At 63.3% G+C, this 18,324-nt stretch carries 17 protein-coding genes and 1 pseudogene; 4 read left to right on the top strand and 14 right to left on the bottom strand.

What is annotated here, in order from left to right; translation table 11 throughout:
* Positions 1–2: 2 nt before the first annotated feature.
* From B5P46_RS20645 to B5P46_RS20635, 3 genes are all read right to left on the bottom strand, one after another.
* A complete protein-coding gene (locus B5P46_RS20645; protein WP_129420338.1) occupies positions 3–1,208 on the bottom strand; it encodes a beta-ketoacyl-ACP synthase in 1,206 nt (401 codons plus the stop codon).
* Positions 1,205–1,687, bottom strand: coding sequence for a 3-hydroxyacyl-ACP dehydratase FabZ family protein (locus B5P46_RS20640; RefSeq protein WP_003540474.1), 483 nt, complete (start codon positions 1,685–1,687; stop codon positions 1,205–1,207). The genes B5P46_RS20645 and B5P46_RS20640 overlap by 4 nt, the downstream gene beginning before the upstream one ends.
* A 204-nt stretch (positions 1,688–1,891) precedes the next feature.
* Positions 1,892–2,170: an acyl carrier protein gene (locus B5P46_RS20635; protein ID WP_003540486.1), complete on the bottom strand. Its 279-nt coding sequence runs from the start codon at positions 2,168–2,170 to the stop codon at positions 1,892–1,894.
* 427 nt (positions 2,171–2,597) lie between these two features.
* Here B5P46_RS20635 and B5P46_RS20630 point away from each other — a divergent pair.
* Positions 2,598–3,312, top strand: a pseudogene (locus tag B5P46_RS20630) (Crp/Fnr family transcriptional regulator).
* A gap of 86 nt (positions 3,313–3,398) precedes the next feature.
* On the opposite strand, the gene B5P46_RS20625 reads toward B5P46_RS20630, so the two are convergent.
* From B5P46_RS20625 to B5P46_RS20590, 8 genes are all read right to left on the bottom strand, one after another.
* Complete coding sequence (locus tag B5P46_RS20625) at positions 3,399–3,827, bottom strand: L,D-transpeptidase (RefSeq protein WP_129420337.1); 429 nt, start codon at positions 3,825–3,827, stop codon at positions 3,399–3,401.
* A 139-nt stretch (positions 3,828–3,966) separates the two neighbouring features.
* A complete protein-coding gene (locus tag B5P46_RS20620) occupies positions 3,967–4,167 on the bottom strand; it encodes an ECs_2282 family putative zinc-binding protein (RefSeq protein ID WP_113545838.1) in 201 nt (66 codons plus the stop codon).
* Positions 4,168–4,470: 303 nt separating this feature from the next.
* On the bottom strand, positions 4,471–5,451 hold the full coding sequence (gene cbiB, locus B5P46_RS20615; RefSeq protein ID WP_129420336.1) for an adenosylcobinamide-phosphate synthase CbiB: 981 nt from the start codon (positions 5,449–5,451) through the stop codon (positions 4,471–4,473).
* A complete protein-coding gene (cobD, locus tag B5P46_RS20610) occupies positions 5,448–6,491 on the bottom strand; it encodes a threonine-phosphate decarboxylase CobD (RefSeq protein WP_129420335.1) in 1,044 nt (347 codons plus the stop codon). Before cobD ends, cbiB begins: the two co-directional genes overlap by 4 nt.
* Entirely contained in the window at positions 6,488–7,795 is a 1,308-nt protein-coding gene (locus tag B5P46_RS20605) for a cobyrinate a,c-diamide synthase (protein ID WP_129420334.1), read from the bottom strand. The genes cobD and B5P46_RS20605 overlap by 4 nt, the downstream gene beginning before the upstream one ends.
* Positions 7,792–8,631, bottom strand: coding sequence for a uroporphyrinogen-III C-methyltransferase (gene cobA / locus B5P46_RS20600; protein WP_129420333.1), 840 nt, complete (start codon positions 8,629–8,631; stop codon positions 7,792–7,794). Before cobA ends, B5P46_RS20605 begins: the two co-directional genes overlap by 4 nt.
* A gap of 187 nt (positions 8,632–8,818) precedes the next feature.
* Positions 8,819–9,769 (bottom strand): nucleoside hydrolase, encoded by a 951-nt coding sequence (locus tag B5P46_RS20595; RefSeq protein WP_129420332.1) that lies wholly within the window; start codon positions 9,767–9,769, stop codon positions 8,819–8,821.
* A 70-nt stretch (positions 9,770–9,839) separates the two neighbouring features.
* Positions 9,840–10,259 (bottom strand): cobalamin biosynthesis protein, encoded by a 420-nt coding sequence (locus B5P46_RS20590; protein WP_129420331.1) that lies wholly within the window; start codon positions 10,257–10,259, stop codon positions 9,840–9,842.
* A 104-nt stretch (positions 10,260–10,363) separates the two neighbouring features.
* Between B5P46_RS20590 and B5P46_RS20585 the strand changes: the two genes are divergently transcribed.
* The 3 genes from B5P46_RS20585 (at position 10,364) to B5P46_RS20575 (ending at position 12,419) form a co-directional block, all read left to right on the top strand.
* Entirely contained in the window at positions 10,364–11,149 is a 786-nt protein-coding gene (locus B5P46_RS20585; RefSeq protein ID WP_129420330.1) for a TSUP family transporter, read from the top strand.
* Between the two features lie 62 nt (positions 11,150–11,211).
* A complete protein-coding gene (locus B5P46_RS20580) occupies positions 11,212–11,625 on the top strand; it encodes a nuclear transport factor 2 family protein (protein ID WP_206735378.1) in 414 nt (137 codons plus the stop codon).
* Positions 11,625–12,419, top strand: a complete 795-nt coding sequence (locus B5P46_RS20575; RefSeq protein ID WP_129420328.1) for a helix-turn-helix domain-containing protein — start codon at positions 11,625–11,627, stop codon at positions 12,417–12,419. The genes B5P46_RS20580 and B5P46_RS20575 overlap by 1 nt, the downstream gene beginning before the upstream one ends.
* 5 nt (positions 12,420–12,424) lie before the next feature.
* Here the strand turns inward: B5P46_RS20575 and cobO are convergent, their stop codons facing one another.
* Genes cobO through cobW form a run of 3 tightly spaced genes read right to left on the bottom strand, consistent with a single transcriptional unit; the run spans position 12,425 to position 18,322 of the window.
* Positions 12,425–13,075 carry a cob(I)yrinic acid a,c-diamide adenosyltransferase gene (cobO, locus tag B5P46_RS20570; RefSeq protein WP_129420327.1) on the bottom strand — a complete coding sequence of 217 codons (651 nt, stop codon included), beginning with the start codon at positions 13,073–13,075 and terminating at the stop codon, positions 12,425–12,427.
* A 14-nt stretch (positions 13,076–13,089) separates the two neighbouring features.
* Positions 13,090–17,268, bottom strand: coding sequence for a cobaltochelatase subunit CobN (gene cobN, locus B5P46_RS20565; protein ID WP_129420326.1), 4,179 nt, complete (start codon positions 17,266–17,268; stop codon positions 13,090–13,092).
* A 4-nt stretch (positions 17,269–17,272) separates the two neighbouring features.
* Positions 17,273–18,322: a cobalamin biosynthesis protein CobW gene (cobW, locus tag B5P46_RS20560; RefSeq protein ID WP_129420325.1), complete on the bottom strand. Its 1,050-nt coding sequence runs from the start codon at positions 18,320–18,322 to the stop codon at positions 17,273–17,275.
* Positions 18,323–18,324: the final 2 nt, after the last annotated feature.

The following is an 18,324-nucleotide window of genomic DNA, read 5'->3' as shown; positions in this document are numbered from 1 at the left end:
CCTCACGCATCTGCGGAAAGAACGGCAATGCCCTCGCCGCGCTGGTGTCCGACCGTGGTCACGACGGCGGCGGTGGCCCCTGCCCGCATCGGCACCTCATGAGCGGCATCGAACGGCGGAACCTTGGCCTTGCGGTCGACGGCAAGGGCTGCAAGCGCCAGACCCAGCGTGAACTGCGTCTCGATCGTATGGCCGGTGACGCCGCCGAAGCCGCGGATCGCAACGTCGGGCAATTGATGCTCGAGCACCGCCCGCTCGCGGGCGGCAAGATCGTGCATGCCGGTCGATCCGGAAAAGATCGCCGTGCTCTCAGTGGCAAGCCCGGCAGCCGGAGCCAAAAGCCGCTCCAGCCGGACTTCGAGATTGCCGGAATTGCGGTTGCCGCGGTCGCCCTCGACCGCGTCGATGACGGCATAGATATGGGCGCCGCGGGCTCTAGCATGCTTGCGCGATTCCAGTACCAGGAAGGCGCCCGCCGAACCGGTGATCATGCCGCCGCCGTCGCTCGGCTTGCGCGACCAGAGCGGCACCCAGTCGCCGCGCGCATGGGCGCCGATCGCTTCGGTGAGCAGGATCATATCGGGCCGCTCGGCCGCGAAGGCGCCTCCAACAAGTGCATGCGAGGATTCGCCTGATTTGATGCGGTAGAAGGCCGTCTCGACGGCGGATATGCCGGCCGCTTCCTCGCCCATGAAGGTGCGCGACGAGCCGGTGACCTTATGCACGATCGAGATATTGCCGGCGAGCAGGTTGGAAAGCTGGGCGAGGAACAGTGTGGGCCTGAGTTCCGTCGTCAGCTTCTCGTTGAGCAACAACTCGCGGTCATTGCGCTTCAGCGCCTCGTCGACGATCAGTGTGTCGACATTGATGTCGCGCTCGCCGCCGCCGGCCGCCACGATCATGTCCATAGTGCCGCAGGCTTCGATATCATCCTTGAAACCGGCATCGTCGAGCGCAAGGCCGGCGGCAAAGACACCGATGCGCTGCCAGTTCTCCATCTGGCGCTGATCGCCGCGCTTGGCAATCTGCTGCGACCAATCGATCTCGGGCAGTGGGTGCACCGGATAGGGCTTGAACTTCTCGGTCTCGACAATCGTCTTCGGCGTGCTCGCGGCCGAAAGCAGCGCAATATGCGCATCCTTGCCGACGCCCTGACAGGTGACGATGCCGATGCCCGAGATAACGACGTCGTTTGCAGCCTTGCTCATCCAATCACTCCCTGCGCCGCGATCGCTTCGAGAAGCCCGATCTCGCCGGCACGTTTCTTCACGATATCGCCGAGCGGCACCTCGGAAAACGGCATGGTGCGCAGTTTCAGCTGCGCATCGCAGACCTTCTTGCCGCCGCTAGTGATCTTAGCCTTGGTGACCGCGAAACCCGAACCGTCATGCTCGAGCACCGCCTCGATGTCGAGCACGGCTTCCGGTTCGACGAAGGTGCGCATCTTGGCGCCGTCGACGGTCATCAGGAAGGGCATGGCGGCAAAATTGGTGACAGCAAGCACCAGCATGCCGGAGGCCTGGGCCATGGTCTCGATCAGGAGCACGCCGGGAACGAGCGGCATGCCGGGAAAATGACCCTCGAAGACGGGGCTCTTCGCCGGCACGACGGATCGCGCCTTAAGTGTGCCCTTCTTCAGGTCCACCGCTTCGACGCGGTCAATCATCTGGAAATATTCCAGCAGCATTCGGATCCTCCGGCCCGACAGGCCAGATCCGCCCGCCGGTGACGCCTAAAACGCGTCTGGTTCGCACTTTAGGTCTTTGTTTTTATGCATGCCGTTGTCCCAAAACCGCTGCGCACTTTTGGGAGGCACGCACTAGTTAGGAACGAAACCGCCCGGCCGCCATATTCAGGGCGGCAGGGCGTTCAAAAAAGACTGTTATATCGCTCAGGCCTTGGCTGCTTTGAGCTCATCGATCTTGGCGCAGAGGTTCTTCAGCACGAAGTATTCTTCGGTGGAAACCTTGCCTTCGTTGACTTCCTGCGTCCACTTTTCGAGCGGGATCTTGATGCCGAATTCCTTGTCGATCGCAAAGACGATGTCGAGGAAATCGAGGCTGTCGATACCGAGGTCGTCGATCGTATGGCTCTCCGGCGTGATCGTCGCGCGGTCGATCTCGCTGGTTTCTGCAATAATGTCGGCAACTTTATCGAATGTAGCGGTCACGCGCTGTACCTCATGAAATGACGATTTAAACCCCCTCATAGGCAAATCCATTTCAAAAGCCAATGCTTTCGTCCCGGCGTTGCGGCAATTTGCCGGCTGGGTGTTGCCTAAACAGCAATGGAATGCCGGCCTTTGCCGTCACCCAGGGCGCGAGGCGATGCCGCTTTAGAAAGCCCGCCCTGTCGGCGGGGCGAAGAAGCCATCCGAATCAACCCCGCGGACGGCCTCGTGTCGACGCAGGCGCTTCCAACAACAGCCGGGCACGGAAACTTTGATCTGGATCAAATCGCAATCCCGGCGAAATTGATAATCATCAAGCCGCCCTGGAAGAAATCGGGATCGCCGAACCCGCAATCGCGGCGTAATCGTCGAGGGGCCTGGCATGCGCAGCCACACCGGCACACGCGGATTTCGAAGGGATCAGGACATGGACGTCCCACGCAGTGAGGTTCCCGAGGCCGGCACTCTCGGCGCCTGCCGTTCCTGCCAGGCGCGGCACGGCGTCGTCTGCGGCGCGCTGTCGAGCAGCCAGCTCCGCGAACTCGGCCGCCACTCGCTGCGCCGCAAGGTCGATGCCGGCAGTGAGATCATCGCTCAAGGCTCGGAAAGCTCTTTCTATTCGAACATCATGCGCGGGGTGGTAAAGCTCTGCAAGGTGATGCCGGACGGGCGCCAGCAGATCGTCGGCCTGCAATTCGCTCCCGATTTCGTCGGCAGGCCCTTCGTGCGCGAAAGCACGCTGTCAGCCGAGGCTGCGACCGATCTGCGTCTTCCCCCGTAACCTGCTCGACCGCATGATATCGGAGACACCGGAACTGCAGCGCAGCCTGCACAATCAGGCGCTGAAGGAGCTAGATGCCGCGCGCGAATGGATGCTGACGCTCGGCCGGCGCACCGCCGAAGAGAAGGTCGCAAGCCTGCTCCACCTCATCGCCACCCACGCCGAAACGCAAACGGCCACGAGCACCGCCTTCGACCTGCCGCTATCCCGCGCCGAGATCGCCGATTTCCTCGGGCTGACGATCGAAACCGTCAGCCGTCAAATGACCAGGCTGCGCAAGAGCGGCGTCATTCGCATCGAGAACTTCCGACATATCATCGTTCCCGACATGGATGAGCTGGAGCGGATGATCAGCGCGTAAACTGGGATCAGCTGCCGATTTCGGGTCAGGCGCTGATCTGAGATCAGCGCATAAAAGGGATCAGCTGTCGATTTGCTGATCCGAGATCAGCGCGTGATGACCACGCGGGTATTGGCAAGGCCGGCCTGCCGCGTCAGCGAGAAGAACTGCGCGGCATTGTCGGGATGCAGGCGAACACAGCCATGCGAGGCCGGCCGGCCCAGGCGCTTCAGGTCGAAGGTGGCGTGAACGGCATAACCGCCGTTGAAGAACACGGCGTACGGCATCGGCGCATTGTCGTATTTCCTGGAGCGGTGATCGCGCGACAGCCACTTGGCGCGCCACGAACCGGTCGGCGTGACATAGCCGTTGCGCGCGGTCGAAACTTTCCAGCGATACTTGACGAAGCCGTTCTCGGAAACAGTCATTGTCTGCTTGCCGATGCTGATATTGGCGACCAGCGTTGCTGCCTGAGCGGCAACGGGAGAAAACTGCAGCAATAAACTTGCGGCCGCAGCCGCCAAAATCGTCTTCATGATACCCTCTTATCGCCTTGGCGCAGTTTAATTGCGCCCCCACGAAAGAGAGACTACGGCAATACTTATTATATTGCTTTAATCCGAATGGTAATCACAATTCTAACGGCGCATGGCAGCAAGCGGGTGCGCCGCAGGCTTACTGAAGCTTGCGCTTCGCCCCAGCTTGATTGAGCTGCTGGTAGGCCTTGTTCATCTTCTCGCGGATCGAGGCCATGGTGCCGAGATTATGGCCGCAGGCGGCACAGGTGATGATGTCGGTCTCCCGGATCTCGGGCCGCTCGAACTTCATCTTGGTGCTCTTGCACTTCGGGCACGGTAATTCAACCTGAACTGTCATCGCTGTGTTTCCGGTCTGGTAGGGTTATGAGGCGTTTCGCATAAACGTTTGAGTGAGGGCTGTCTACCGGCGGCGTGGGTGTGCTGTGTCGCACCCCCTCTGCCCTGCCGGGCATCTCCCCCACAGGGGGGATTGGATGGGCGCAGCGGTTTCCCCAAACAACGACGGCTTTGCCATTCTCTGCCGGCAGAAAGTGACCGACGATCCAACCTCCTGTCGATCTCCTCCTTGTGGGGGAGATCCCCGGCAGGGCAGAGGGGGTAGCCGCACGGCACAACCCCACATCCCGCCTCATGGATCAAACTACAGAAAACACAAAAATAGCCCGAACGTAACACCGGCGAGCACCATGCAGCTGGCATAGAATACCGATACGCCATCCTCGATGTCACCTGACGTCGCCACGTCGCGGCCGGCGTCGTTGATCATCGGTTCACGCACGATGACACCGCCATAGATGCGCGGTCCGGCGAGCTGAACGTTCAGCGCACCTGCCATGGCTGCCTCCGGTCTGCCGGAGTTCGGCGAACGGTGCAGAGCCCCGTCGCGCATCGCCACGCGGATCGCCTCACGGCCGGCGCTTGTGCCCCGCCGGATCCAGGCGCCGGCGGCAATCAGCAGGATGGAGAGGCGGGCGGCCGGCCAGTTGGCGACATCGTCGAGGCGGGCGGCCGCCCAGCCGAAGTCGATGTATTTATCCGACTTATGGCCGATCATCGAATCCGCCGTGTTCAGCATCTTGTAGGCGAAGAGCCCCGGCAGGCCGAAGACGGTATACCAAAGCGCCGGCGCCACAACGCCGTCGGAGAAATTCTCGGCAAGGCTCTCAATCGCCGCGCGGCAGACGGCCGGCTCGTCCAGTGTCTCGGGATCGCGTCCGACGATGCGGGAAACTGCGGTCCGCCCGCCGGCAAGCCCCTCGTCGCGTAAGGCGACGGCCACGGCCGCAACGTGATCGGCAAGGCTTTTCTGCGCCAGGAAGATCGCCACCAGCCCGGTTTCCAGCAAGATGCCGACAAGGCCGAACAGCGCGAAGAACCGGTTGAACACGAAGCCGGCGGCCACCGCCAAAAGAAGCAGCGTCAGGATGGCGGCGACGCCGTTCGTTCGACGTTGCGAGCCCGTGAGGCTTGCCGGGTTGAGCTGCCGGTCGGCATAGGAGATCGCCGCGCCGAACATGACAACGGGATGCGGCATCCGCGACCACAGCCATTGCGGATCGCCGGCGATCCGGTCGAGTAGTAGCGCCAGAAGCAGTACGAGAAGGTTTTCGTCGATCGTCATCGCTCAAATCTCTGAAGGGCTTCGCCAAGCCGCCTGTCTGCCGCCGGATCGGGCGTCAGCCCGAAACGCAGCCAATCCGGCGCATAGTCGAACTTGCGGACGAGAATATGATGGCGGCAGAGATGCGTGTAAATGTCGCCGGCTCTCGCATCGGCGACAAGGGTGAAGAGCGCCGTCCCTCCTGAAATCTGCAACCCGGCGCCTTTCAGCACCGCATGCAGGCCGGCGCAGCGTTCATTGATGCGGTCGCGAATCGGAGAAACATCCGAGCGCAGCAGCGAACCTGCAATCGAAAGAGCCGGGCCGGAAACCGCCCAGGGGCCGAGCCAGTCTTCAAAACGTGCGAGAATATCGCTGCGGGCAATCGCAAAACCGAGCCGCAGGCCGGCAAGCCCGAAGAATTTGCCGAAGGAGCGAAAAATCACCAGATTGGAAAGCTGCGGCGCACGGGATGCAAGGCTGAGCGTCGGATCGGTATCGCCGAAGGCTTCGTCGACGACGAGAAGTCCGGCCGCTGCCTTCATCCTGTCGTGCAGGGCAATCAGTGTTTCGGGCGGCGATACTAGCCCGTCAGGATTGTTCGGATTGACGACGACAGCCAGCCGATGCCCGGCTCCGATCACGGCAATATCGTTAACCGCATCGACGGCAAAACCGGCCGAGGCGAAGGCGCGCGCATACTCGCCATAGGTCGGCGTTACCACGGCAACCCTGTTGTCCGTCACGGCAAGCCTGTTGTCCATGACGCCAACCAGCCTGCCCGCCTCGACGAGGCGCGGCAGAAGCTGGATCACCGATTGTGTGCCTGGCACCGGCAGCGGCAGGATCTCGCCGGTGCCATAGTAGTCGCGTGCTGCACGCCTTGCCTCATCAAAAAGATGCCGGTCCGGCAGGCGATGCCAGGCTTTTGCCGGAATGTCAGGTAGTACGACAGGGCACGGATTGATGCCGGTGGAAAGGTCGAGCCAGTCGTCCGCCCTGCCGCCGAAGGCAACGGCAGCCGCGGTGATGCCGCCGCCGTGGACGATCGGTGCGCTCATCCTGCAACTCCGGCAAGATCGATCAGATGCATGTAGGAGCCTGCCACCTGGTCGCGCCTGAGACCGGCGGCACCCAGATCGGTTCCGAGCGCATCCTGCACCTGAAAAAGCCGCTTGCCCTCGCCCTCGGAGACGACGGTGGAATAGTGGAACTCATGGGCCGTCATCATTCGCGCGAAGAAGGCACCGTCGAGCGGCACAACACGGCGATAGCCGAGATGGCGTTTCCGCTTGGCATAGCTGGTGACGACGGGCAGCAGGCCGAGCATCTGATGACGCTTGCCCTCCGCATCGATCAACCCGTCGCCGAGCACCATGTAGCCGCCGCACTCGCCGTAGATCCTGATGTCGCGCGCCGCCGCGTCGAGCATGCCGGCGCGGAAATTCTGCGCCTCTGCGAGCCGTCCGGCATGCAGCTCGGGATAACCGCCAGGCAGATAGATCGCATCGGCATCGGCAGCTGGCGGCTCGTCGGCGAGCGGTGAGAAGAAGGAGATCGCAGCACCCCGGCGGCGCCAGCCGAGCAGCATATGCTCGTAGGAAAAGGCAAAGGCGACATCGCGCGCCACGGCGATGCGGGCGCCGATCGGCATCAGGCGGTCGATATTGGCGGCCGACGGCCGGTTGAGCCCCTGCCTTGCAATGCGCAACAGGAATTCGAAATTGCATTTCTCGGAAACGGCATCTGCCGCATGGTCGATGAAACCGTCGAGCGTTGCGTGTTCACCGGCCTGCACGAGCCCGAGATGACGTTCCGGCAGGGAAAGCCCTTTGTCGCTGCCGATGACGGCGATGACAGGCATACGGATAGCTTCGAGCGCCTGCCGCAGCATCGCCTCGTGCCGGTCGCTGCCGACCTTGTTGAGGATGACGCCGGCAACCCGCACATCGGCACGGAAACCGGCAAAACCAGTAACCAGCGGCGCCACCGACTGCGACATGCGCGAGGCATCGACAACCAACACCACGGAAAGCCCAAGCTGGGCCGCCAGATCGGCCGCCGTTCCTCTTCCGTCAGCCGCCCCGTCGAAAAGCCCCATCATCGCCTCGATGACGAGGATGCGGTCGCCGGAACGGTGAAGGGCGGCATTGGCCGAGATCAATTCCCCGCGCATCGCCCAGGGATCGAAATTCAGGCAGAGCGTGCCGCTTGCGGCCGCATGGAAGGCGGGATCGATATAGTCAGGGCCGGCCTTGCCGGGCGCGACCGCGATGCCGCGCCGGCGAAGCGCCCGGAGCAGCCCGAGCGTCACCGTCGTCTTGCCGGCGCCCGAGGAAGGTGCTGCGATCAGGAGGCCGCTCATGCCCTCACCTTGCCTGACTGGCGGAACGGATCGGGTAGCAAGCGCCGCCCAGCCAGCGCACCGAGCCAATCGAGTGAAGCCCTGAGCCGCACCACCTCGCCGACGACGACGACGGCCGGCGGTTCAAGCCCTGAAGCGGCGACAGCCTCAGTCGCCTCTCCGAGCGTCGTCTCCAGCACCTGCTGCCGGCCGGTGGCGGCATTGCAGACGAAGGCGACGGGCTCGGACGGCAGCCGGCCTGCGGCGATCAGGCGGGCGCTGATCTCCGCGATATGCTTCATCGCCATGTACATGACGATGACGGGCGAACCTCGGCCGATCGCCTCCCAGTTGATTCTGTCGGGCACGATGCCCGAAGAATCATGGCCGGTGAGGAAGGTCACGGCATGGTTGATGTCGCGATGCGTCACCGGAATGCCGGCATAGGCAAGCCCTCCGATACCGGCGGTGATGCCTGGCACGATGCGGAAGGGGATATTGTGTTCGACCAGCGTCAACGCCTCCTCGCCGCCGCGGCCGAAGACGAAGGGATCGCCGCCCTTCAGCCGCAACACCCGCTTGCCGGCGCGCGCCAGCTCCACCAGCCGCAGCGAAATGTCGCGCTGCTTCGCCGAAGGCTTACCGCCGCGTTTGCCGGCATATTCCACCAGCGTTTCCGGCCGCGCCAGCGCCAGGCACTCCTCATTAACCAGCGCATCGTGGACGATAACGTCGGCTTCGGAAAGCCCCTTGGCGGCAAGCAGCGTCAACAGCCCGGGATCGCCGGGACCTGCGCCGACGAGCCAGACGCTGCCCGGCTCCAGCGCCGGAAGATGGGAGAATGCGGCATCGATCATCCCGCTGATCTAGGCCCCGTAAGGGGTAAGGTCAACGCCGCCAGCAGCGCCTCACTCGAAGTTGCTGAGATGATCAAGACTCAGTTTGCGAGGAAGCGGATTCAAATCCTCGGGAAATCCGAATAACACTATGAATTATTGTTGTATTGTCGCAGAGCCGGCTGCGCCGCAGCCGGCTCCCAAGCAGTCAGGCCGCAAGCAGCGTGTCGCGGATGAGGTCGATGACCTTCTCTGACTCGATGCCGGTGCAGATGACCTGGCTCGGCAAGCCGTCCCAGTCGCCCGGCGGAAAACGCCGGCCGTCCGGCTTGACGATGGTCTGGCCGTCGGCGATGCCGCCGCAGACGACGCGCACGGCGCCTGTAATCGACGAGAACAGCTCGGGCGCCACGACGTAAACGCAGGCGCAGCTGTCATGTACCATCATGCCGTCCTCGACCGAATGGCTGTAGAAATCGATATAATGCTGCGACAGCGCGTCGAGCAGCTTCACCGCCCCGTCGCCCTTCGCCGCCATCCCCCCGAGATAGCTGCGGCTCATCGTGGTGATGGATGTGACGTCGAGACCGATGACGACGACCTTCCACGGCGCGGTCATGACGATGTCGGCCGCCTCGGGATCGCCATGAATATTGGCCTCGGCGACCGGCGAGACATTGCCCGGCACATAGAAATTGCCGCCCATGATAACGACGTCCTTGACCAGCGTCGCGATCTCGGGGTCTTCCTTCAGCGCCAGCGCCAGATTGGTCATCCGTCCGACGGCGACGAGACGGACCTCGCCCGGATGGGAGCGCACGGTGTCGATGATGAAGCGATGCGCAGGGCGCGGATCGACGGGCACGTCGACCGTCTCAGGCACCGCGATATTGCCGAGGCCGTTATCGCCGTGCACCATGGCCGGCCATGCGCGATCCTCGCGCGTGTGATCGATGGTGACGCCAGCGCCCTTGGAAACGGGAGCTGCAATATTCCATTCGCGCTTGAGGAAGAGCGCATTGCGCGTCGTCGTCTCCACCGAGGCATTGCCGAAGACGGTAGTGATGCCGAGAAGGTCGATTTCGGGATGACGGTGCAGGAAGAGAAGCGCCATGGCGTCGTCGACGCCAGGGTCGGTGTCATAGATGACCTTATGCATGAGATATCCTCTAAATGTGAACCGCGAAGCTGCCGGACGGCGCCGCGAATTGCCGCCACCATAACGTCCACTAGGCTTTCTGCAACCCGCTGCAGGCAACTGCCACCGTCGCATGTGCAGATTTGATCTTGGCGACAGCAAGATCGGCATCCGGCCCCGCAGCCGCAAGCGCAGCGGCCTCGGCGACCCCATGGCAGCCGACGCGGGCAAAGACGATCGCAGAGGGATTCGCAAGCCGCGGAGTCTCCTCCTCCAGCCGCGGCGCGCCGAAGAAGACGGCAGGCACGGAAAAATGCGCGACAACGGCAAGGATCGCCGGCTCCAGTCTTCGGCTGTCGATCGAGGCAATGGCTGCGAGTTCCGCCGCGCGGATACCGGCTACATCGAGCGCCTCGATCGCAAGCGCCAGCACCTCGGCAGGCGACGTACCGCGCTCGCAGCCGAGGCCGAGCACGTAACGCCTCGCCCTATCGAAAGAGATATCGCTCATGGAAAACCGCCGCCGAATGCGCCTTGCCCGTGTCCTCGCAGCCATTGCAGCTTGGGGCGGCAAATGCAACAAGGCCGTCCGAAATCCCTGCCTGGAATACCACCTTGCCCGATATCGCCTTCCATCTGCTTCTGCTGCTCTGCGCAGCGGCTTTCTTTGCCGGTTTCGTCGATTCTATTGCCGGCGGCGGCGGCCTCATCACCGTTCCCGTCATGCTGATCGCGGGCATTCCGCCACTTCAGACCCTCGGCACCAACAAGGTGCAGTCCCTCTTCGGCGCCGCCTCGGCCACGATCGCCTACGCCCGCAAGGGCCATGTGCAGCTTGCGGAACAATTGCCGATGGCGCTGATGGCCATCATGGGCGGGGCGCTCGGCGCGGCACTCGCCACCATCGTTCCAGGCCAGGTGCTGCAGGCCATCATGCCGGTGCTCCTGGTGGCGATCGCCATCTTCTTCGCCGTCAAGCCGAACCTCAACGACCTCGACACGCATCGCCGCGTGACTCCCTTTACCTTCGGCCTGACGCTGGTACCTGTCATTGGCTTCTATGACGGCGTCTTCGGCCCCGGCACGGGCTCCTTCTTCATGTTGGCCTTCGTCACGCTCGCCGGCTTCGGCATGCTGAAGGCGACGGCCCACACCAAGCTTCTCAATCTCGGCTCGAATTTCGGCGCGCTGATCGTCTTCGCAAGCTTCGGGGCAATACTCTGGAAGATCGGCCTGTTGATGGGTGCCTGTCAGTTCCTCGGCGCCCAGCTGGGCTCGCGGCTTGCCATGCGCATCGGCGCAAAGCTCATCAAGCCGCTGCTCGTGATCGTCTGCGTCGCCCTTGCGGTAAAGCTGCTCGCCGACCCGGCAAATCCGCTGCGTGTCTGGCTCGGCGTCTGACCGAACCCTCGACCATCTTCCATTACCTCTGACGTAATTGATAAGATGCATCGCCTTCCCGCATGATCGGGCTGCCTGGAATTGACGGGCGATCAAAAGGAGATGACCCGATGAACGACGCAAACACCAACGCAGAGCGCTGTCTCGCCATCTGGAATGAGACGGATGCCGCTCGCCGCCGCGCTCTCATCGCCGAGAGCTGGAGCAAAGCCGCGACCTATATCGACCCACTGATGCGCGGCGAAGGCCATGAGCAGATCAACTCGCTGGTCGAGGCCGTGCAAAACCGCTTCCCCGGCTTCCGCTTCGCCCTGATCGGGGCGGCCGATGGCTACGGCGACAACCTGCGCTTCTCCTGGGGCCTCGGCCCGGAAAATGGCGAAGCGCTGATCAAGGGCACGGATTTCGCCGAGCTCGAAGGCGGCAAGCTGAAATCCGTCCGCGGTTTCATAGATTTGCTGCCGGAAGCCACCTGATGACGCTGACCGCCCGCTCCCTTGGAGACCATCTGCGCGAATGGCGCCAGCGCCGCCGCATGAGCCAGCTCGACCTCGCGCTGGAGGCGGAGATCTCGCAGCGGCATCTGAGCTTCATCGAGAGCGGGCGCTCGACACCGAGCCGCGACATGCTGCTGCATCTTGCCGAACGGCTCGACGTGCCCCTTCGCGATCGGAACCCGCTGCTGCTCGCGGCGGGTTTCGCTCCTGTTTTTGCCGAACGCGCGCTCGACGATCCCGCACTGGAACCGGCCCGTCGCGCCATCGACATGGTGCTGAAGGGGCACGAGCCCTTCCCAGCAATTGCCGTCGACCGCCATTGGACACTCATCGCAGCCAATGCGGCCATCGCTCCGCTGCTCTCAGCCGTTGCCGACCAGTCCCTGCTCACGCCGCCCGTCAACGTACTGCGCCTCAGCCTGCATCCGCAAGGATTGGCGCCCCATATCAAAAACCTCTCCGAGTGGCGCGCCCACCTTATCGGCAGGCTGCGCCAACAGTTCTCGGCTTCGGGCGATCCAATGCTGGACAAGCTTTTGAAGGAGTTGCTGTCCTATCCAGCGCCCAAAACTGCTGGCGAGGTCCATGCCGACTATGCCGGCATCGCTGTCCCTCTTCAGCTTTCGACCAAGGCTGGCTTGCTTTCGCTGATCTCGACAACGACGGTCTTCGGCACCCCCGTCGACATCACTTTGTCGGAACTCGCGGTCGAATCCTTCTTCCCGGCAGACGACGAAACGGCCGCCATCCTGCGCAGCCTCGCGCTCAACTGACCGCCTCAGAACTCGACGCCTGGCTGGCCCTTGATGCCGGAGCGGAAGGGATGTTTGATCAGTTGCATCTCGGTGACCAGATCGGCGATCTCGATCAGTTCCTCCTTGGCGTTGCGGCCGGTCAGCACGACATGCGTCAAGGCGGGCTTTTCGGTCTTTAAGAATTCCACCACCTCGTTGATATCGAGATAGTCGTAGCGCAGCGCGATGTTGATCTCGTCGAGCAGCACCATGGAATTGCGCTCGTCGCGGATCAGCTCCTTGGCCTTTTCCCAGGCGGCGGAGGCTGCGGCGACATCGCGGGCGCGGTCCTGCGTTTCCCAGGTGAAACCCTCGCCCATCGTGTGGAACTGGCAGAGATCGGAGAAATGCTTCTCGATCAGATCGCGCTCGCCGGTCCACATCGCGCCCTTGATGAACTGCACGACGGCGGACGGCTTGCCATGGGCGATGTGGCGGAAGATCATCCCGAAGGCGGAAGACGACTTGCCCTTGCCTTTGCCGGTATGCACGATGATCAGGCCCTTGCCGTCCGTCTTGGTCGCCATGATCTTGTCGCGCGCGGCCTTCTTCTTCGCCATCTTCTCGGCGTGGCGCGCGTCGTCTTTTCCGGTTTCGTTTCCCGGGATCTCGTTCTCTGGTGCTTCGTCGCTCATTGGTTCACCTCATTCTATCGTTCAGCGGCCAGGTCGAACCGGGCCGAATTGCTGCGCGGCGTCCAGAGGCTGCGGTCGATTGCTTCGCGCAGCCGCTCCCTCATCTCGTCGAATGCCGCTGGGTTCTTCTCGATCATGAAGTCACGCACGGCCGCATCAGTGACAAAGGCCTGGTAGACGGCCTCGAAATGATGTTCGCCGACTGCGCCCGTCGTCGCCGAAAAGGCAAAGAGATAATCGACGGTGGCAGCGATCTCAGCCGCCCCCTTGTAGCCGTGACGCATGACGCCCGCGATCCATTTCGGATTGACGACGCGCCCGCGCACGACCCGGCCGATCTCCTCTTCCAGTGAGCGGATCACCGGCTTTTCCGGCCTGGAATGGTCGTTATGATAGATCGAAGGGCGCGCGCCGGCGAGCTGCTCGGCGGCGGCGGCCATGCCGCCCTCGAACTGGTAATAGTCGTCGCTGTCGAGCAGGTCGTGCTCACGATTGTCCTGGTTCTGGATCACAGCCTGCACCGAGCGCAGCCGCTCCTCGAACAGGCCGCGCTCGGCCTTGCCCTCCTCGCCGGCGCCATAGGCATAGCTGCCCCAGACGAGATAGGCCTCGGCGAGATCGGCGCGCCGCTCCCAGCCCTTTTCGTCGATCAGCGCCTGCAACCCGGCGCCATAGGCGCCGGGTTTCGAGCCGAACACACGATAGCCTGCCCGGCGTTTTGCCGACACCTCGTCGAGGCCGGCGGCCGCAAGCCTAGCCGCCTCGCCGCGCATCCGCTCAGCGATGGGATTGTCGCCGACATCTTCCTCCAGCGCGCCGACGGCGCGGATCGCCTTGTCGAACAGCGCGATCTGCTCGGGAAAAGCATCGCGGAAGAAGCCGGAGATCCTGAGCGTCACGTCGACGCGCGGCCGCCCGAGCATCGCCGGTGGAATGATCTCGTAGCCGGTGACACGGCGCGAGCTCATGTCCCAGAGCGGCTTGACGCCGATCAGCGCCAGGGCCTGGGCGATATCGTCGCCGCCGGTGCGCATGTTCGAGGTGCCCCAGGCCGTCAGCCCGAAGGAGACAGGCCATTCACCGTGATCCTGCACATAACGGCGCACCAGCAGCTCCGCCGATTTCTTGCCGAGCTCGTAGGCGGCCGGCGTCGGCACCGCACGGCTGTCGACCGAGTAGAAATTGCGCCCGGTCGGCAGCACGTCCGGCCGCCCGCGCGTCGGCGCGCCGGAGGGGCCGGGCGCAACGAAGCGACCGTCGAGGCCCTTGAGCAGGCCGGCGATTTCGGCCGGGCCGCAGGCGAGGATGGAGGGCGTAAGACGGGTTTCGATCTCGGAGAGTACCAACCCGGTTTTAGACCAGAGGGCCGGGCACTCTATTTCGCCGGAGACGAACTTTGCAGCGAGCAGTTCGATGCGCTCGACGGTGTCGCCATTGGTGCGCCAGGGAGCGTCGAGAACATCCGCGAGGATATCAGGACGTGGGCCGGCCCAGGGAGCGGCCATGTCGGTGTCGAGAGGGTCGAAGGAGGAGGCACCCCCCTCTGTCCTGCCGGACATCTCCCCCACAGGGGGGGAGATGGAGGATGAGAGGTCTCGCTCCATCTCCTCGGACAACGGTACGGTATTCTCCAACGATTCTTTTGTGGGAAGCCCTAGCGACTTGCCGATCTCCCCCCTTGTGGGGGAGATGTCCGGCAGGACAGAGGGGGGTATCCCCCGCACGCCGCCCGATCCCGCATCCACAGCGATCGCCCGCTGCAAACTTGCATCCCCGCCCTCGCCCAACCCGCGCGGCACCCGCGCCAGCGCCACCGTCAAGTCCGTCAGCAGCCGCCTCTCGGGCGACACGCCGAACACATGCAGCCCGTCGCGAATCTGCATTTCCTTGAGGTCGCAGAGATAGGCGTCGAGCTTCTTCAGCGCCTCACCCTCGCTTTCACCCTTGGCAATGCCGGCATCACGGTCGAGGCCGATATCGGTCACCAGATCGAGGATCTGACGGCTGAGCAGACGGATGCGACGAGGATCGCCGCCGGAGGCCTCGTAATATTCGTCGACCAACGCCTCCAGATCCTTCAATGGCCCGTAGCTCTCGGCCCGCGTCAAAGGCGGCGTCAGGTGGTCGATGATAACGGCCGCACTTCGGCGCTTGGCCTGCGTGCCCTCGCCCGGATCGTTGACGATGAAGGGATAGAGATGCGGCAGCGGCCCGAGGATCGCCTCGGGATAGCAGCTTTCAGACAGCGCCAGCGCCTTGCCCGGCAGCCATTCGAGATTGCCGTGTTTGCCCATATGGATGATCGCATGCGCACCGAACTCGCGGCGCAGGAAAGCGTAGAAGGCGAGATAACCGTGCGGCGGCACGAGATCCGGTGAATGATAACTCTCCTTCGGATCGATATTATAGCCGCGCGCCGGCTGGATGCCGACAAGCACCTCGCCGAAACGGGCGAACGGCAGGGCGAAGACGCCCTCGCGAAAATACGGATCGTCTTGCGGATTGCCCCAGCGGGCTCTCACCTCATCCTGAATCTTATTGGGAAGAGATTCCAGGAAGCTGTTGTAGCGACTCAGGGAAAGCGTCTCGCGGATGATCTTTCCGTCGGAACCGGAATTGGTCGGCCCTTCCATCAGGTGGCGGATCAGCGCATCGCCATCGGCCGGAATCTCGGTGACCGGATACCCCGCCGCCCGCATAGCCTTCAGCACCTCGATGGTGCCGGCCGGCGTATCGAGACCGACGCCATTACCGAGCCTTCCGTCGCGGTTCGGATAGTTCGCCATGACGAGCGCGATGCGCCGGTCGCCAGCCGATGTCTTCCGCAGCCGTGCCCAGTTGGCGGCGAGTTCCGCCGTGTAGCGCACTCGGCCCGCATCGGGCTCGCTGGCAACGATATTCGTCTCGACCAGAGCATCATAGCGCGCCGCTGTCTTGAAGGAGATCGCCCGCGCCAGCACTCTGCCGTCGACCTCCGGCAGCGCCACGTTCATGCCGAGATCGCGCGCCGACAGGCCCTGCGAGGACGCCGCCCATGCCTCCCTCGACGAGGCCGAGAGGATCGCCTGCAGCACGATCGCCTCATTCGCCTCCAGCACCGTCGCCTGCCGGTCCGCACCCGGTGCGGAGACGGCAAAGCCCGTCGTGTTGATGACAACGTCGGGTTTCAACGCCGAAAATACGCTTTCGAGAATGCCTGTCGAAATCGGATCTTTGAGACTATAGGCAAAGACCGGCAGCGGCCGGAGACCGAGTGTCGTCAGCGCCTCGATGAGAGCTTCGATCGGTCCGGTTTCGCCGCTTTGGACGAGGGCGCGGTAGAAGCTGATGGCGACGATAGGGGAAGACGGTTCGAATCCCACTTCTTCCACCGAACTTGAGGTACCCCCCTCTGTCCTGCCGGACATCTCCCCCACAAGGGGGGAGATCGGCAAGTCGCTAGGGTTTCCCAAAGAAGAAGTGTTTGGGGATGCCGCACCTTCAGCTGACGAGATGGAACGAAACCTATCATCCCTGATCTCCCCCCTTGTGGGGGAGATGTCCGGCAGGACAGAGGGGGGTATCCCGAGCTCGGCGGATAAGGCGGGCACCACACGCGAAGACACCTCCGCAACAACCCGCCGCCATTCCTCAACCCCGATCAATCCCCGCCCCGGCCACCAAATACCGGCCTTCATCAGCGGCACGGCCGGCGCAGGCTTCTCGGCGCCCGACAGCATCGCCCCGGCATAATCGAGAAAGGCCCGCGCATTGGCATCGCCGCCCTCGATCAAATAGGCCCAGAGCGCGTTGAGATCGTCGAGATCGACATTCGAGAACGGAACCAGCCCGGCATCTGGCCTGGCATCGCCCGGCAAGACCGCAATCAGTGCACCGGAGCGGGCCGCCGCCGCATGCAGCGCCTCCAGCGCATAGTGGAAATAGCTGGCGCCGCCGAGTGCGCGGACGATGATCAGCTTGGCCTGCCGCGCCGTGCGCTCGACATAGGTGTCGACCGACATCGGATGCTTGAGGCTCATCAGGCTGGCGAGCCTCAGCGAACGTGCCGCCCCGCGCTCGCGATGGGCGGTTGCGATCGCGGCAAGCTCGCTGTCGGCCGCCGACAGAAACAGGATATCGCCCGGCGTCTGCCCGAGGTCGATTGCCTCCTCGCCGTCGCTGATTGTTCCCTGCTGGGCCAAAAGAAGATGCATCGCGTTACGCCAGCGCTTCGATCGCCGCCCTCACCGCATGCTGATCCATCTCATGCAGGCCAATGACGACGAGGCGTGTGCCGCGTTTTTCGCCAGGCGTCCAAGCGCGGTCGAAATAATGGTCGATGCGGCTGCCGACGGCCTGGAGCTGCAGGCGCATCGGCTTGCCTGAAACGTCGACGAAACCCTTGAGACGCAGCACGTCATGGGCGGCAATGATGTCCTTCAGCGCTTCGACGAAGCCGGCGGGATCGGCAATGGGTCCGAGATCGACGACGAAGCTGTCGAATTCATCATGGTCGTGCGGCGCACCGTCTTCATGCTCCAGCTCGTGATGCGACTTGCGATTGGCGACATCGTCCTCCGTGCCGATGCCGAGGCCGAGCAGGATGCCGGCCGACACCTCGCCATTCCGCGCCTCGATCATCACGGGCTTGCGCACCGTGCGGGAGGCGACCTCGTCGCGTACCCTGATAAGGCCGGCGGCATCGATCAGGTCTGTCTTGTTGAGCACGATGAGATCGGCGCAGGTGAGCTGATCCTCGAACAGCTCCTCGATCGGGCTTTCGTGGTCGAGCGATTCATCTTCGGCACGGCGCGCGTCGACGGCATCATGGTCGTCGGCAAAACGGCCGGCGGCAACAGCCGCGCTGTCGACCACCGTAATAACGCCGTCGACGGTCACCTGGGTGCGAATGTCAGGCCAGTTGAAGGCGGCGACCAGCGGCTGCGGCAGGGCAAGGCCAGAAGTCTCGATGACGATATGGTCGGGCCGCTGCTCGCGCTCGAGCAGCTTCGTCATCGTTGGAATGAAGTCGTCCGCAACGGTGCAGCATATGCAGCCATTGGTGAGCTCGATGATGTCGTCCTCGGTGCAATTCTCCGCACCGCAGCCCTTCAGCACGTCGCCATCGACGCCGAGATCGCCGAACTCGTTGATAATAAGCGCGATCTTCTTGCCGCCGGCGTTGGTGAGTAGATTGCGGATCATCGTCGTCTTGCCGGCGCCGAGGAAGCCGGTGATTACGGTTGCGGGAATCTTCTGCTGGTTCATGG

This window comes from Rhizobium leguminosarum, assembly GCF_004123835.1.
GTDB lineage: Bacteria > Pseudomonadota > Alphaproteobacteria > Rhizobiales > Rhizobiaceae > Rhizobium > Rhizobium leguminosarum_M.
The sequence above is the reverse complement of the archived record's forward strand: the minus strand, read 5'-3'. Positions and strand labels throughout refer to the sequence as shown.